The following is a 14991-nucleotide window of genomic DNA, read 5'->3' on the forward strand; positions in this document are numbered from 1 at the left end:
GGCCTCCGAACCCGTTGACCACCGGTTTTCGCGTGCGGCCCACTGATTTCTTCCCGGGGTGCGGTGTCGGTCAGCGGCCGGTGTCCTCCTCCTCCTCCTTCTTCCACGGGCCGACGCCGAGTTTCCCCGTGGTGCCGAGGTCGAGCTCCGGGGTCACCAGCACCGGCCGGGCGCCCGGCTCGGCCCACACACGTACGTAGGGCGCGTCGACGGCGGTGCCGGCCTGGGTCGTGTTGCGCCAGGTGAGGACGGCGTGGGCGCGCTCGCCGGGGCGGAGGGCGAGTGGCCGGGGGGTGCCGTCGGCGCCGGTGCCGGTCGCGATGTCCTCGCCGCGGACGATGCGCACGCCGGTGACCGGTTCTCGGTCCGCGTCGAGGATCTGGAGCCTGGGGCGGCCGTCGAGGCGGTAAGTACCGGTGCCGCAGTTCTCCAGGTGGAGGCCCACCACGCGCAGCCCCATGGCGGCGTCACCCTGGTCGGCGTACAGGCGCACTCCGGAGGCGGGGCACGGTCCGGCTCCGTTCGCGGGGGCCTCCGCGGCGGGGACACCCCTGACCTTCATGATCGACACGCCGGCCACGGCCGGGGGGTTGCCGGGCATGGCCCCGAGTTCGGCGGTGCTCCGCACCGTCCGCCCCGGCCGGACGCCGGCGACGGTCTGCTCCGCGGTGCCGACGGCGCCTCCGGAGGCGGACAGGAAGCCGAGGGTGACCGTGTAGGTCATCGCCGAGGGGTGGTGGTTGGTGACGGTGAAGTCGGCGGAGAAGCGGGCGGGTGTACAGCCCCGGCGGTCGCCGGAGCGGGAGCGTTCGTCGTCGCCGGACCGGCGGTCGTGGCCTGAGCCGTCGGTGAGGGCGGTGAGGGCGGTGATGCGCACGCCGTCCCTGGCGGCCGCGGTGCCGGTCGGGAGCGGAAGCGACTTCCGTGACGTCGGAGAGGCCGGGGTGGTCCGGGGCGGGCGGGGGGCGGTGCTCGCGGAGGGGCCGTCCGTCGGGGCGGCGGCGTACCGGGGTGCGCCGGACGGGCAGAGCGGGTCGGCGGTGACGGACCGCGGGCCGCCGCCGGTGCGGGTTCCACCGGCGGCGGGGCCGGCCTGCTTCGAGCCGCAGCCGGTGAGGAGGAGAACCGCCGTCACGGCGACGGCGGCCGCGGCTCCCCAGGCGGGCACCGCCCCGCTCACGCCTGCTTGCCGATGATGGTGCGGGCGTTGCCGACGGCCCGCTCGTCCGCCGCGCGCATGGCGTCCAGGTCCTTCTTGTGCCGACGGATGACGGTCTTCTGCGCGCCGGACTCGATGGCGTGCACGGTGGCGATGTAGTCGGTGTCGAGCTTGCACCGCGCGTCGGCGGCCGCGGTCTTCTTCTCCTTGCCCGACGGCCCTCCGCCGCGGAACCAGGCCGAGTCGAGAGAGGCCTTGTCCGGGTCGGGGTAGTGGAACCCCTCCTTCTTCATGCACGCCGACCAGTCGCGGTCGGCCTTCTTCCAGTCAGGATCCTTCCGCGCCTTCTTGTGAGACTCGTACCAGAGTTCGAGGGCGAGCGAGTAGTAGCCGCTGAGCTTCACGCCGTTGACCTTCGTCGGCTTCGGCGGGGCGCCGTAGATCCTGCGGGTGGCCTGCCCCAGGCAGCCGCCCTCGGGGATGGCGTGCCCGTGGACGGAGCGGCTGTCGCCGGAGCCGAAGGAGCCGGTCAGCGCGACGTACTGGTCGGCCGGCCACTCCATCGGCTGGGAGGAGTCGTCCGTCCGCCGGTTGTGGTAGCCGTGCTCGGCGGCCAGCTCGGGATCGTCGACCCCGTAGGGGCTGTCGTCACCGGCCCGGTCGCCGCCCGCGAGCGTTCCCTGGCGGACCGGGTACGTCGACTCCACGGTCCTGGTCTGGAGTGTCCTGAAGCCGGAGAAGTCGAGCCGGACCATGCACTGCTTCGCGAGGATCCACTGCGCCTTGCCGATGGACTTCCCGCCGTCCGACGCGGGGTCCGGGATGTAGGCGTGCAGCGGGAACGACTGCATGGCGTTGAGGCGGTGGGCCTCGCCCGCCGAATCGTCCTGGCCGGCCAACTGGCAGGCCGACAGGGCCAGCAGGCCGGTGAGGGTGAGAGGGAGCACTTTGCGCACCTGATCATCCGACCAGGCCCGGACCAGGTGCGCTGTGATGGAGCCCACAGTTCCGGCACAACGGGAACACAAGTACGACACATGGGCCGGTGTTCCGGCAGGGGAGTTCGCGGGAGAGCCGTGCTGCCGGGGTGCGCCGCCCACCGGGCGACGGGTCAGGTGAAGTCGGCGTGCGCGAAGTGGGTGTCGCAGACACGGCATCGGAAGAGGTAGGCGGTCTGCCCCCCGTCCTTGTCGAGGGCGCCGACGAACCCCTCGGTGGTTTCCGGCCCCCAGCCCCACTCGGCGCACTGGCGGCGCAGGTGGTCGAGTGCCTGCGGGTGGGACCGCAGTTCCTCCGCGCCGACCGCGCCGAGGAACACCCCGCCGTCGCCGCAGTGCGCAGGCCAGTCCCAGTCCTGCCAAGTGGCGAAGTTCGGGGTGCGTTCGCGGATCCGCCGGGCCACGTCGTCGGGCATCCGGCGCGCCTCGACCTCGTTGAAGAACGCGCCGTACCGCTCGGCGGCGGTGCCGAACGCGACGCAGTACGGGCAGACGCGGCCGTCGGGTACGTCCGCGCCGTACACCGGTCCGGTGCAGATCCAGCCCTGGTCGTAGCCGCAGCACACGCAGGTCTCGGCGGCGGCGGTCACCGAGCCGGTGGCGACCGGATCCGGATGGTAGGGGAACGGCGGCAGCGCGGGTCTCGGGCGAGGCTCCGGCCGCGGCCTGATGACCTGTTGGATCGTCGCGCCGGTCAGGACGGAGGACGGGGCGACGACGGCGACCTCACGGAGATCCTCCGGCAGGTGCGCCCGGTCCTCCTCGCAGGTCACGATCGCCGCGGCCGGGTCCCCGAACAGCAGCACGGCGGCACGGGTCCGGCGGGCCACCTCGGCGATCGGGTCCAGCACGCCGGGGCCCGGCCGGTCGAACGCCACCCCGTGGTCCAGGTGCACATCGGCCTCACTGCCGTCGGCCGCCCGCACCCATTCGACGGACTGCCCGTCCGGCACGTCGTAGGGCGCGTACGGCTCCAGCACCTCCCGCACCACCGAGGCGTCGACGGGGACGACCTCCCCCTCGCGGAACTTGTAGACGCGGATCGCGAATCCCATGGGGACCACTGCACCACGAGGCACTGACAACCGGGGCTCGCCGGCCCTGGACCAGGGGGTGGAGCCGGTCGGGGAAGGCGGGGGCGGGTTCGTCACGGCACCCCGTGCGAACCCGCCCGCCGGCTACGACAGCTGCGACTGGACCTCGGTGGAGATCAGTTCCAGGTGGTCGAGGTCGTGCAGGTCCAGGATCTGGAGGTAGATCCGCCGGGAGCCGATCTCGGCGTACCGGCCGATCCGGTCGACGACCTCGGCCGGGGAACCGGCCAGCCCGTTGGCCTTCAGCTCGTCGACCTCGCGGCCGATCGCTGCGGCGCGGCGGGCGACCTCCTGGTCGTCCTTGCCGACACAGACCACGAGCGCGTTGGAGTACGTCAGGTCGTCCCCTGCACGGCCCGCCTCCTGCGCGGCGGAACGGACCCGGCCGAACTGCCGCTCGCTGTCCTCGACGGAGGCGAAGGGGATGTTGAACTCGTCGGCGTACCGGGCGGCGAGCCGTGGGGTACGGGTCGCGCCGTGACCGCCGATGAGCACCGGCACCTTCCGCTGGGCCGGCTTGGGCAGCGCGGGCGAGTCGGTGAGGTCGTAGTACGTGCCGTGGAAGTCGAAGGTCTTGCCGACCTCCGTGGCCCACAGCCCGGTGACGATCGCCAGCTGCTCCTCCAGCCGCGCGAACTTCTCCTTGGGGAAGGGGATGCCGTACGCCTTGTGCTCCTCCTCGAACCAGCCCGCGCCGAGGCCCAGCTCCACCCGGCCGCCGGACATCCGGTCGACCTGGGCGACCTGGATGGCGAGCACGCCGGGCAGGCGGAAGGTGCCGGCCGTCATCAGGGTGCCGAGGCGGATCCGCTTGGTCTCGCGGGCCAGGCCGGCCAGCGTGATCCAGGCGTCCGTGGGGCCGGGCAGGCCGTCCGCGCCGCCCATGCGCAGATAGTGGTCGGAGCGGAAGAAGGCGTCGAAACCGAGGTCCTCGGTGGCCTTGGCGACGGTGAGCAAGGTGTCGTACGTGGCCCCCTGCTGGGGCTCGGTGAAGATTCGAAGGTCCATACATCTATCCTGCACGCCGGCCCCCGTCGACATCGCCGGCACCGTCCGGCACGGCCGTTCACGGTCGGGTGAAAACCGGCCACCTCGCGCGGGGGCGGCCTCGCGGGCCGGTGACCGGACCCGCAGGTGATCGTCGGCCGGGCCGGGGCCGAGGAGGCCGTCGTGTCCGAAGAGTCGGTCCCCCCGGCAGGTGGGCCGCGCCGGTCGGCCGAAGGGGCTGCGGGAGCGGACGGAGGAGCTGACGGCCACGCTGAACGCGGACCTGTCGGCGCCGGCGGAGCATGCCGGTCAGGGGATTCCCGGGGAAGGCGAGCTGGACCGACCGCCGCTTCCGGGGCCGTCGCCCGGGCGCCTCACCCCGTCTTCACCGGCCGGCCCCGCCGACTGCCGCGATCGCCTCGTCTCACAGCGCGCCGGAAGGACTGCTCTCGCTTCCGTTTTCCGGGAGCATCTCCTCCCGGGCCGCCAGCTTGCGCAGCATCTCCAGGACGCGGTCGCGGGACTCGTCGGCCGCGTCGATGGCCTCCATGCACTGCCAGTACGTCGTCTCGTCGGCCGCCGCGCTCGCCATGCCGACCAGGGCCATGCCGACCTCGCCGAGCAGGCTGCCGAGGCAGAGAAGGGTCTCGCGGGCGTCGTCCAGTGCCGTGAGCTGGGCGGCGCGCAGATCCTTCGGGTCGATTTCGGGCGGATCCAGGACTCCGCAGCCCCGGCCCGCCAACTCGGTCAGCCCCAGCGCCTCGCCGCGCAGCTCGGGCGGGCCGGAGACCGCGAGGCGGCTGCCGATCGCCTGGGCCAGCGCCTGCGCCTGCCACACCTCGGCCAGCATCTCGGCCGCGTCGGCGCCGCCCAGGAGGGCACGCCTGCTCGTGAGGATGAGCCGTACCGCTTCCATCCGTTGCCCCCGTCCGTCCGCGTGCGCGCTCACACGTCTGCGTGAACTCCCTTGTTCACTACCCAGCGTGAGGGCCCCTGAGGCGAAAAGCCAGAGGAAGGCCGAAATCTGTGGACAACAATTCGGATTCGACAGGCATTTCGACTACGCAGGGTGATAACGGAGTTTCAGGGTCCGCCCGTCGGCCGAGCGGTTCCGGGGGGCGCCTTCAGGTGCGTTCGTCCGGGCCGAGGGCGTTCTGGCCGGGGGCGTCCGGCCCGGGGCCGTCCTGGCCCGGTACCGGGAACCGGTGTTCATTGCGGTCGATCTTGGCGTCCAGGGCGGTCAGCGGGTCGATGCCGAGGACCTCGCAGAACTGGAGCAGGTAGGCGAGCACGTCGGCGACCTCGTCGGTGACCCGGGGGGCGCGCTCGGGGTCGTCCATCACGCGGGCGGACTCCTCAGGGGTCAGCCACTGGAAGATCTCGACCAGTTCGGAGGCTTCCACCGACAGGGCGGAGACGAGGTTCTTCGGCGTGTGGTAGCGCTGCCAGTTCCGCGCGGCGGCGAACTCGGCGAGCCGGCGCTGCAGTCGGGCGAGGTCGAGGGGTTCGGTCACGGCTCCAGGTGTACCACTGCGACACCGCCGGTCCGGACCGCCCGATCGGCCCAGGCCGCCGGTGAACGGCGCCGCGCCGGGACCGCACGGCGTTCGTGCTGCCCGGTCGCGTGCCGGTTGAACTCACCCCGCCCGTCCGGGCCCTCGGCACCGGCGGTCCCGGACGAGCCCCCGCCGCCGGGGCGAGGTTCAGGGGAGTTCGGTCAGGGCTCCAGGTCTACGACCGTGACGCCCTCGACCCCCGCGGTCCACGAGGTGTCGTTCACCGCGGCGACGCAGCGGATGTGCCCGCGCTCGCCCATCCGGGCCGCCGTCGCGAGCAATTGGCGGCGCTGGACCGGGTCGAGGGCGCGGTCGAAACCGTCGGCGAGGACGGTGAGGCTGCGCAGGGCGTCGGGAACCTCGCCGGGGGCGTCCACGTCGAGGACGCCGGGCCCGGTCAGCAGGACCAGGGTCAGCGCGAGGTAGCGCAGTTCGCCGTCGCCGAGCCGGGCGAGTTCGGTGCGGTAGCCGTCGCCGCGGTCGAGCAGCGCCCGTACCGTCCCGTCGCTCAGTGGCTGGGCGAGCAGGTCGGTCACCGGAGCGGCGCAGCCCGCCCGCACCGCCTCGACCAGCAGACCGTGCCGGCGCGAGCACTCCGCGCGGGTGCGCCACAGGACGTCGGCCAGGTTGTCGCAGCCGGCCAGCAGCCGGCCGGAACCCGTGGGGACGGGGGTCCGCATGCAGTCCGGACGGGGGTCGCAGGAGAAGACGGAGCGCAGGGCGACGACCATCTGCTCGGCCGCGGCGAGGACCCGGCGCTGCCCGTCGGTCTTGCCGGCCACGCGCAGCGGCAGCAGGGCGGTGCCGAGGCGGTCGTCGGGGAACGGGGCGCGGGTCACGAGGGCGGAGCCCGCGGTGTGCCAGGCCGCCTGCACGGTCCGGCGCGCCGGATCGCGCAGGGCGGTCTCCAGCAGGACGATGCCGTCCGCGGTCAGCCGCTCGCCGACGACACGCGGCTCCGGTTCGGCCTGTACGGCGAGGTCCAGCCGGACCGGTCCCTCGGCGCCGTCGGCGGTGCACCCGATGCGGAACCCGCGCCGCCCGCCGGCGTCGGGGCGCGCCCGTTCCGGCACGCAGGCGGCCGGGTCGGGGAACGCCTCCCGGAGTGTGGCGCCGCCGCCGAGCCGGGCGAGCGCCTCGAAGGCGGCGAGCGCCGTCGTCTTGCCCGCGCCGCTGGGTCCCGCGAACAGGGTGACGGGGCCCAGCGGGAACCCGGCCCGCCGGTGCCCGGCGAAGGCCGACAGCCGCAACTCGGTGACGCGGGCACGCCCGTCGGGGGGTCTGCGGGACTGCGCGGGGACGGTCGCAGCGGATTCGTCGGCCGCCGGAGGCCCGGCGTACACGGAAGGCACGGCCATGAGCGGACCGTAGGCCTCCGCTCCGGCGGCGAACCGTTTGGCCCTCCGCACCTTCCTACGATCGAGGGACGGGCCGGGGCCGCAACGGGACACCGGTATGACGAACACCGGCCGAAGAGCCACGGTGAACAGCCGCGATGGGGATCGGGCCCGACAGCACTCGCGGCCCGAGGCCGGCCGCCGGGAACGGCCACAGCCCGAGGCCAGATGCCGGGTACGCGGCCCGAGGCCGACCGCCGGGAACGGCCACAGCCCGAGGCCAGATGCCGGGTCCGCAGCCCGAGGCCGACCGCCGGGAACAGTGCAGCTGGGGACCAGTTACCGGATGCAGCCGCGGCCCGAGATCGGCCCCGGGAACGACATCGGCCGCAGGCCGGATACCGGGTGCAGCCGCGACCGAGGGCCGGCCGGCAAGATCCGCACCGGCCGGAGGCCGGTCGCCGGGGACACCCCCCAGGAGCACCCGCGGCCCGGCCTCAGCCCCCGGAGACCCCCGCCCCCTCCATCAGCCCGCTGACCTCCGTGCCGGGTGGGGTGAGGAGGAACACGTTGCGGTCGACACGGTGCATCCCGCTGCCGAGGCCGAACACCACGCCCGTACTGAAGTCGAGGACGCGCTTGGCGACATCGCCCTCCGCGCCGGACAGGTCGAGCAGCACGGGCACCCCGGCCATCAGCGTCTCGGCGACCTCCCGCGCGTCGCCGAAGACGTTGACGCGCAGCACCACGAAACGGCGCCGGGTCTCGGTCTCGGAGTCGGGCAGCGAGCGGTGGTCGACCGCGGACGGCCAGGCGTCCCGGCCCCGCAGCGGCACGACCTGGGCGAGCCCTTCCCACTGTTCATCGGTGACGTCGTAACGGCTCACCGGCTCCCCCCGACCTGACTCGCACTCATTGACTGCACCGGTCAATTCTTACTCCAAGTCACCCGTTCGGCCCAACAATGACACGGTGCGCGACCGACACGGAGGCACCGACCCGGGCGCGACGCGGGTCACTTGTACGCTTACGCCCGCTTCTTACCGCCCTCCTACCGGACTCTTCACGTGCCGCGACACTCCGCTCACCGGCCGCCACTAGCGTCCGGCTCCGTGCACTTGGCAGAAACACAGCAGGTGACACCCGGCCGGCGGACACTGTCGGCGGTGTCCGCCGCCCCGGGGGACCTCACGGAGGACACGCGGGGACCGGCGCAATTGCATCGCGTGCTGACGCTGCTCGCCGACGTGAGTCTCTTCATCGGCACGCGCTCGGTGTGGACCCAGGCGGCCACGAACCGGCCGGTCCTCGCGGGCGTCATCTCCGTCTGCTACGCCGCGATCCTGGCGACCGGCGTACTCGCGCTGACGGTCCGCCGGACGCGCTCGCTCGCCCGTCTGGACCTGCTGGTGCTGGCGACCGCGGTCACCCTCGCCCTGTGCGCCTGGGCACTGAACCACGCCGGTGGCGACGAGGCGGTCCTCACCACCCAGGCAGCGCGCGAACTCGTCGCCGGACACGCCGTGTACGGGCAGCCGTGGCCGTGGCTGTTCCACATGAAGGGCGTCGCGCTGACGGCGACCATAGACGGCGGGTACGACTTCACCTACGGCTATCCCCCGCTCGCCCCGCTGCTCACCGCGCCGTTCCTGTGGCTGGGTCACGGCGGCGCCCCGGCGACGGCGGCGGCCACAGCCGTACTCCTCGTGGGCACGGTCGTGCTGTGGCGGCTGCTGCCGGTACCGTGGCGCCCCGCGGCCACGATGGTGTGCCTGGGCTTCGGTTTCCTGCCGATGTACGCCCGGCAGGGGTACCCGGCGATCGTCGGCATGGTGCTGCTGGTGCCGGTGGTGGTGCGCTGGCCGCGGCTCGGCGCCCGGGGCCGGCTGGGCGCCGCGGGGGTCGCGCGGGCCGCGTGCCTCGGCGCCGCGTGCGCCGCACAGCAACTCCCCTGGTTCGTCGCGCCGTTCCTGCTGGCCGGGTGGTACGCGGTGCGCCGCGGCGAGCTGGGCGCGCGGGCGGCCGTATGCGTGGTGCTGCGGATCGCCGGGATCGCGGCCCTGACCTGGCTGCTGCTCGACACGTACTTCGTGGTGAGCGAGCCCGGCCCCTGGCTCCGGGGCATCTTCCTGCCGCTGACGCAGGGCGCGGTGCTGCACGGCCAGGGCCTGGTGGACGTCTCGCTGTACTTCACCCACGGCAGCGACCGGCTGGACTGGTACGGCAGGGCGAGCGTGCTGCTGGTGGCGGCGTTGCTGGCGGTGTTCGTGCTGTTCGTCCGGCGGCTCGGCCCGGCCGCGACGGTGCTGCCCTGGTGCGCCTTCTACCTGGCGACCCGCTCGCAGGACGGCTACTACCTGATGATGACGCCGTTGTGGCTCGCGGCGGCGGTCACCGTGCCGCCGCCGGAGTTCTCGCGCGCGTGGCGGCCGCGGCCCCGGTGGGCGACCGGCCCGCGCCGCCGGGCCGCCCTGGCCGCGGCCGCCGCGCTGCTGGTGGCGCCCGCGCTGGTGAGCGCCGCCCTGGCGGCGTCGGGGCGGCCGCCGCTGCGGATGGACGTCGCGGCGGTACGGCGCGGCCCGGCGCGGTCGCTGTCCGCGCTGACCCTGAGGGTCGCCAACACCGGTGATGTCTCTCTGACCCCGCACTACATGCTGACCACCGGCCAGGGCATGAGCCGTTACTGGTCGCTCGTGCGCGGCCCGGCGACGATTCCCGCGCACGGCACGGCGACGGTGGAACTGTGGGCGCCCGGAGGCCGGTTCGCGGTGCCCGCCAAGCCGAGCACCCGACTGCGGCTGCGCGCCTTCACGGGGACCCCGCAGACGCTCTCCACGCGGGACGTGCGGCGAGCCGAGCTGGGCGTCCGGGGCTGAGCCCGGGCGGTCGCCCCTCGTGTGAAGGACCGAGCGGTCAGGCCCGCACGCGTGAAGGACCGAGCGGTCAGGCCCGCACGCGAAGAACCGAGCGGAGTCAGGCCCGCGCGCGTGGATGCCCGTACCGTCAGCCCCCCGCGCGCGTGAAGCGGAGGCTCGCCGTCACCGTGGTCAGGCCGCGCATCATGCCGAGCTGGTTCCGGCCCCTGCCGACCCGGGCGCGGTCCACGTCGAACTCGGTCTCCAGGGTGAGCGCGTCGGCGTCGGCCGGGAGCAGGCGCGCAGTGAGGGTCTCCGGCTCGGTGACGCCGCGTACGGTCAGGCTGCCGGTGACGCGGACGCCGCCAGCGTCGAGGCGGTCGGCGGCCTGCACGGCGAAGGTGATCTCCGGGTGGTCGCCGGCGTCGGAGAAGTCCGCCGAGCGCAGGTGGGTGTCTTGCTTGGTGTTCCCGGTGTCCAGGGAGGCGGTGCCCAGGGTCACGGTGCCGGTGGCCGAGCCGTCGGGCCGCACCTCGCCCCTGCCGCCGATCTCCGTGAACGCGCCCTTCACGATGACGAGACCCCACGCTCATGGGGTGCTCCTCAGCAGTGGTCCAATTGTGGATGACTTCACGCGAGCCGCTGATCCAAGAGTGGACGACACGGCTCGCCTACAGATCGCCTGCCTCCAGCACGCGGGCCTCGTCAGCCGCACGTCCGTGTGCGGCGACAAGCAGGGCGTGCAGGTCGCCCTCAGCGAGAGGGCGCGCGACCGCCCGCGCGAGACGTCGTCGCTGCTGGCCGGCACCGTGCGGCAGGCCCTCTCCGACTCCGTCGGCCCCGACCAGCGCGCGGCCATGTGCGCGCTCGTACCCGACCTGGAGCAGGGGGCGGACCGGCCCGCGAGCCGACCGTGACGGCCCGGGGAGGCGCAGGTCACAACCGCAAGGGGAGAAAGCTCACAGCCCCCGCGCTGCACTCGGTTGAGCGGCCTGCCCTAGCATCCGAGCATGACGGTCCTGCCTGACGACGGGCTCCCACTGGCCGCCGAGTTCCCTGACGCGACACACGAGCAGTGGCAACGCCTGGTCGAGGGTGTGCTGCGCAAGTCGGGCAAGGAAGTCTCGGGCGCGGCAGCTGAGGACGCCCTGTCCACGACGCTGGAGGACGGGCTGCGCACCCGGCCCCTCTACACCGCGCGCGACGCCGCGCCCGACCCCGGCCTGCCGGGCTTCGCCCCCTTCGTACGGGGCGGCCGCGCCGAGGGCGGTGTCACGGGCGGCTGGGACGTGCGCCAGCGGCACGCCGTGCTCACCGACCGCTCGGCGAGCGCCGTGCTGGCCGATCTGGAGAACGGCGTCTCCTCGCTGTGGCTGGTGCTGGGCGAGGGCGGTATCCCGGTCCCGGAGCTGGGCCGTGCGCTCGACGGTGTCTATCTCGACCTGGCGCCCGTCGCGCTGGACGCGGGCCGTGACACCGCGGCCGCCGCCGCGGCGCTGCTGAGGCTGTACGAGGAGCAGGGCGTCGACCCCAAGGCCGTCCGCGGCACCCTGGGCGCCGACCCGCTCGGCCACGAGGCACGGACCGGCGAGGCCCTGGAGTTCGCGCCGTTCGCCGCCCTGGCCGCACGCTGCGCCGAGACGTACCCGGGGCTGCGCGCGCTGACCGTGGACGCGCTGCCGTACCACGAGGCGGGCGGCTCGGCCGCGCAGGAGCTGGGCGCCTCGCTCGCCACCGCTGTCGCCTACCTGCGGGAGCTGACCGAGGCCGGACTCGGCGTCGAACAGGCCGCTGCCCAGCTGGAGTTCCGCTACGCGGCCACCGCCGACCAGTTCCTGACCATCGCCAAGCTGCGCGCGGCCCGCCGGCTGTGGGCGCGTGTCGCCGAGGTGTCCGGGGCACCGGGCGCCGGCGCGCAGGTGCAGCACGCGGTGACCTCGCCGGTGATGATGTCCCGTCGCGACCCGTGGGTGAACATGCTGCGCACGACGGTGGCGACACTGGCCGCCGGGGTCGGCGGCGCGGACTCGGTGACCGTGCTGCCGTTCGACCACGCGCTGGGCCTGCCGGACGCCTTCGCCCGCCGCATCGCCCGCAACACCTCCACCATCCTGATCGAGGAGTCCCACCTGGCCCGGGTCGTCGACCCGGCGGGCGGCTCCTGGTACGTCGAGCGGCTGACGGACGAGCTCGCGGGCGCAGCCTGGGAGTTCTTCCGGTCGATCGAGCGCGACGCGGGACAGGCCGCCGTACTGCGCTCCGGCCGGCTGCGCACGGACCTGGCGACGACATGGGCGGAGCGGTCCAAGAAGCTCGCCAAGCGGCGCGAACCCATCACCGGTGTCAGTGAGTTCCCGTTCCTCGCCGAGAAGCCGGTGGAGCGCGCGCCCGCGCCCGAGCAGCCGTCCGGCGGTCTGCCGCGGGTCCGCCGGGACGAGGCGTACGAGGAGCTGCGCGCCCGCTCGGACGCGCACCTCGCGGCGACCGGCGCCCGCCCGCGCGTCTTCCTCGCCGCGCTGGGCTCGGCCGCCGAGTACACCGCGCGCTCGACCTTCGCGGCCAACCTCTTCCAGGCGGGCGGCATCGAGCCGGTCACCGAGGGCCGCTTCGAGGACAGCGGCGCCACCGAGGCCGTGCTGTGCTCCAGCGACGCGCTCTACGCCGAACAGGCCGAGCAGACCGCGCGGTCCCTGCGCGCGGCGGGTGCCCGGCACGTGTTCCTCGCGGGCCGCCCGGCCGAGTACACGGGCGTCGACTCGTACGTCTTCGCGGGCTGCGACGCCATCGACGTCCTGTCCGCGACCCTGGACCGCATGGGAGTGTCCTGATGGGAATCCCCGACTTCTCCGGCATCGAGCTGGGGACCCCGGTCGCCGACGGCAGTGCCGAGGAGTGGCGTGCCGCCGTGAAGCGGGCGACCGGCGGTGAGGAACCGCTGTGGGAGACCCCGGAGGGCATCGGGGTCAAGCCGCTGTACACCGGGCGCGACCTGGAGGGCCTGGACTTCCTGGACACGTTCCCCGGCATGGCGCCGTACCTGCGCGGGCCGTACCCGACGATGTACGTCAACCAGCCCTGGACGATCCGCCAGTACGCGGGCTTCTCCACCGCCGAGGAGTCCAACGCCTTCTACCGGCGCAACCTGGCGGCGGGCCAGAAGGGCCTGTCGGTCGCCTTCGACCTGCCCACGCACCGGGGCTACGACAGCGACCACCCGCGCGTCACCGGCGACGTCGGCATGGCGGGCGTGGCGATCGACTCGATCTACGACATGCGGCAGCTGTTCGACGGCATCCCGTTGGACAGGATGACCGTGTCGATGACGATGAACGGCGCCGTGCTGCCGGTGCTGGCGCTGTACATCGTGGCGGCGGAGGAGCAGGGCGTACCGCCCGAGAAGCTGGCCGGAACCATTCAGAACGACATTCTGAAGGAGTTCATGGTCCGCAACACCTACATCTATCCGCCGAAGCCGTCGATGCGGATCATCTCCGACATCTTCGCGTACACCTCGCAGCGGATGCCCCGCTACAACTCCATCTCCATCTCGGGCTACCACATCCAGGAGGCCGGGGCCACGGCCGACCTGGAGCTGGCGTACACCCTCGCCGACGGCGTCGAGTACATCCGCGCCGGACGCGAGGCCGGTCTCGACGTGGACGCGTTCGCGCCCCGGCTGTCGTTCTTCTGGGCGATCGGCATGAACTTCTTCATGGAGGTCGCCAAGCTGCGCGCGGCGCGGCTGCTGTGGGCCAAGCTGGTCTCGCAGTTCGAGCCGAAGAACACCAAGTCCCTCTCTCTGCGCACCCATTCGCAGACCTCGGGCTGGTCGCTGACCGCCCAGGACGTGTTCAACAACGTCACGCGCACCTGCGTGGAGGCGATGGCCGCGACCCAGGGCCACACCCAGTCGCTGCACACCAACGCGCTCGACGAGGCCCTGGCCCTGCCCACGGACTTCTCCGCGCGCATCGCCCGCAACACCCAGCTGCTCATCCAGCAGGAGTCGGGCACCACCCGGGTCATCGACCCCTGGGGCGGCAGCGCCTACGTGGAGCGGCTGACGTACGACCTCGCGCGCAAGGCCTGGGCGCACATCCAGGAGGTCGAGGGGGCGGGCGGCATGGCGCAGGCCATCGACGCCGGCATCCCCAAGCTGCGCGTGGAGGAGGCGGCGGCCCGCACCCAGGCCCGCATCGACTCCGGGCGCCAGCCGGTGATCGGCGTCAACAAGTACCGCGTGGACAGCGACGAGCAGATCGAGGTCCTCAAGGTCGACAACTCCTCGGTGCGGGCCCAGCAGATCGAGAAGCTGCGGCGGCTGCGTGCGGAGCGGGACGAGCAGGCCTGCCGGGACGCGCTGGACGCGCTGACCCGGGCCGCCGACGGCGAGGGCAATCTGCTGGAGCTGGCCGTCCACGCGGCCCGCGCCAAGGCGACCGTGGGCGAGATCTCCGACGCCCTGGAGAAGGTGTACGGCCGTCACCAGAGCCAGATTCGTACGATCTCCGGCGTGTACCGCAACGAAACAGGGGAGTCCCCGTCCGTGGACCGCACCCGTGCCCTGGTGGACGCCTTCGACGAGGCCGAGGGACGCCGGCCACGCATCCTGGTCGCCAAGATGGGCCAGGACGGCCACGACCGCGGCCAGAAGGTGATCGCCACCGGCTTCGCCGACCTCGGCTTCGACGTGGACGTCGGCCCGCTGTTCCAGACCCCGGAGGAGGTCGCCCGGCAGGCCGTCGAGGCGGACGTCCACGTGGTGGGCGTGTCCTCGCTGGCCGCCGGTCACCTCACCCTCGTCCCGGCGCTGCGCGAGGCGCTCGCCGAGGAGGGCCGGGAGGACATCATGATCGTGGTCGGTGGGGTGATCCCGCCGCAGGACGTGCCGACCCTCCTGGAGATGGGTGCCACGGCCGTGTTCCCGCCCGGGACGGTGATCCCGGACGCAGCGTACGACCTGGTGAAGCGGCTGTCGGCCGACCTCGGCCACGATCTGTAGAGC

Annotated in this window: 12 protein-coding genes and 1 pseudogene; 4 read left to right on the forward strand and 9 right to left on the reverse strand. The window is 73.3% G+C overall.

The features are described 5' to 3' along the window. Window positions 1-70: 70 nt before the first annotated feature. The 8 genes from BLW57_RS42245 to BLW57_RS10705 form a co-directional block, all read right to left on the reverse strand. Window positions 71-1180 carry a DUF4232 domain-containing protein gene (locus BLW57_RS42245; RefSeq protein ID WP_256339459.1) on the reverse strand — a complete coding sequence of 370 codons (1110 nt, stop codon included), beginning with the start codon at window positions 1178-1180 and terminating at the stop codon, window positions 71-73. Then, window positions 1177-2106: a hypothetical protein gene (locus BLW57_RS10675; RefSeq protein WP_256339460.1), complete on the reverse strand. Its 930-nt coding sequence runs from the start codon at window positions 2104-2106 to the stop codon at window positions 1177-1179. The genes BLW57_RS42245 and BLW57_RS10675 overlap by 4 nt, the downstream gene beginning before the upstream one ends. Window positions 2107-2270: 164 nt before the next feature. Next, on the reverse strand, window positions 2271-3212 hold the full coding sequence (locus tag BLW57_RS40880; protein ID WP_093473980.1) for a CbrC family protein: 942 nt from the start codon (window positions 3210-3212) through the stop codon (window positions 2271-2273). A 123-nt stretch (window positions 3213-3335) separates the two neighbouring features. After that, window positions 3336-4259 carry an LLM class F420-dependent oxidoreductase gene (locus tag BLW57_RS10685; protein WP_093473981.1) on the reverse strand — a complete coding sequence of 308 codons (924 nt, stop codon included), beginning with the start codon at window positions 4257-4259 and terminating at the stop codon, window positions 3336-3338. A gap of 403 nt (window positions 4260-4662) precedes the next feature. Then, window positions 4663-5154: a DUF6099 family protein gene (locus BLW57_RS10690; RefSeq protein WP_176985922.1), complete on the reverse strand. Its 492-nt coding sequence runs from the start codon at window positions 5152-5154 to the stop codon at window positions 4663-4665. 208 nt (window positions 5155-5362) lie between these two features. Then, a complete protein-coding gene (locus BLW57_RS10695) occupies window positions 5363-5752 on the reverse strand; it encodes a nucleotide pyrophosphohydrolase (protein ID WP_093473983.1) in 390 nt (129 codons plus the stop codon). 203 nt (window positions 5753-5955) lie between these two features. Further along, a complete protein-coding gene (locus tag BLW57_RS10700) occupies window positions 5956-7152 on the reverse strand; it encodes an AAA family ATPase (RefSeq protein WP_093480644.1) in 1197 nt (398 codons plus the stop codon). Window positions 7153-7628: 476 nt separating this feature from the next. Next, complete coding sequence (locus tag BLW57_RS10705; RefSeq protein ID WP_093473984.1) at window positions 7629-8018, reverse strand: cell division protein SepF; 390 nt, start codon at window positions 8016-8018, stop codon at window positions 7629-7631. Window positions 8019-8297: 279 nt separating this feature from the next. Here BLW57_RS10705 and BLW57_RS10710 point away from each other — a divergent pair, with 279 nt between their 5' ends. Further along, the gene (locus BLW57_RS10710) at window positions 8298-10007 is read left to right on the forward strand and encodes a hypothetical protein (RefSeq protein ID WP_093473986.1); all 1710 of its coding nucleotides are present in this window, start codon (window positions 8298-8300) and stop codon (window positions 10005-10007) included. 127 nt (window positions 10008-10134) lie between these two features. Here BLW57_RS10710 and BLW57_RS10715 read toward each other — a convergent pair. Continuing rightward, a pseudogene (locus BLW57_RS10715) lies at window positions 10135-10572 on the reverse strand (YceI family protein); the annotation flags it as partial. 67 nt (window positions 10573-10639) lie between these two features. Between BLW57_RS10715 and BLW57_RS10720 the strand changes: the two are divergent. From BLW57_RS10720 to scpA, 3 genes are all read left to right on the forward strand, one after another. Further along, the gene (locus BLW57_RS10720) at window positions 10640-10903 is read left to right on the forward strand and encodes a hypothetical protein (protein WP_306822954.1); all 264 of its coding nucleotides are present in this window, start codon (window positions 10640-10642) and stop codon (window positions 10901-10903) included. 93 nt (window positions 10904-10996) lie between these two features. Continuing rightward, the gene (locus BLW57_RS10725) at window positions 10997-12814 is read left to right on the forward strand and encodes a methylmalonyl-CoA mutase family protein (RefSeq protein ID WP_093473989.1); all 1818 of its coding nucleotides are present in this window, start codon (window positions 10997-10999) and stop codon (window positions 12812-12814) included. Then, window positions 12814-14988: a methylmalonyl-CoA mutase gene (scpA, locus tag BLW57_RS10730; protein WP_093473990.1), complete on the forward strand. Its 2175-nt coding sequence runs from the start codon at window positions 12814-12816 to the stop codon at window positions 14986-14988. The genes BLW57_RS10725 and scpA overlap by 1 nt, the downstream gene beginning before the upstream one ends. Window positions 14989-14991 lie beyond the last annotated feature (3 nt).

Source organism: Streptomyces sp. 1222.5 (assembly GCF_900105245.1).
Taxonomy (GTDB): Bacteria; Actinomycetota; Actinomycetes; order Streptomycetales; family Streptomycetaceae; genus Streptomyces; species Streptomyces albidocamelliae.

Coding starts and splice junctions, on each gene's coding strand:
- BLW57_RS10725 (WP_093473989.1), top strand. CDS start 10,997: ATGACGGTCCTGCCTGACGACGGGCTCCCACTGGCCGCCGAGTTCCCT.
- BLW57_RS10700 (WP_093480644.1), bottom strand. CDS start 7,152: ATGGCCGTGCCTTCCGTGTACGCCGGGCCTCCGGCGGCCGACGAATCC.
- BLW57_RS40880 (WP_093473980.1), bottom strand. CDS start 3,212: ATGGGATTCGCGATCCGCGTCTACAAGTTCCGCGAGGGGGAGGTCGTC.
- scpA (WP_093473990.1), top strand. CDS start 12,814: ATGGGAATCCCCGACTTCTCCGGCATCGAGCTGGGGACCCCGGTCGCC.
- BLW57_RS10690 (WP_176985922.1), bottom strand. CDS start 5,154: ATGGAAGCGGTACGGCTCATCCTCACGAGCAGGCGTGCCCTCCTGGGC.
- BLW57_RS10685 (WP_093473981.1), bottom strand. CDS start 4,259: ATGGACCTTCGAATCTTCACCGAGCCCCAGCAGGGGGCCACGTACGAC.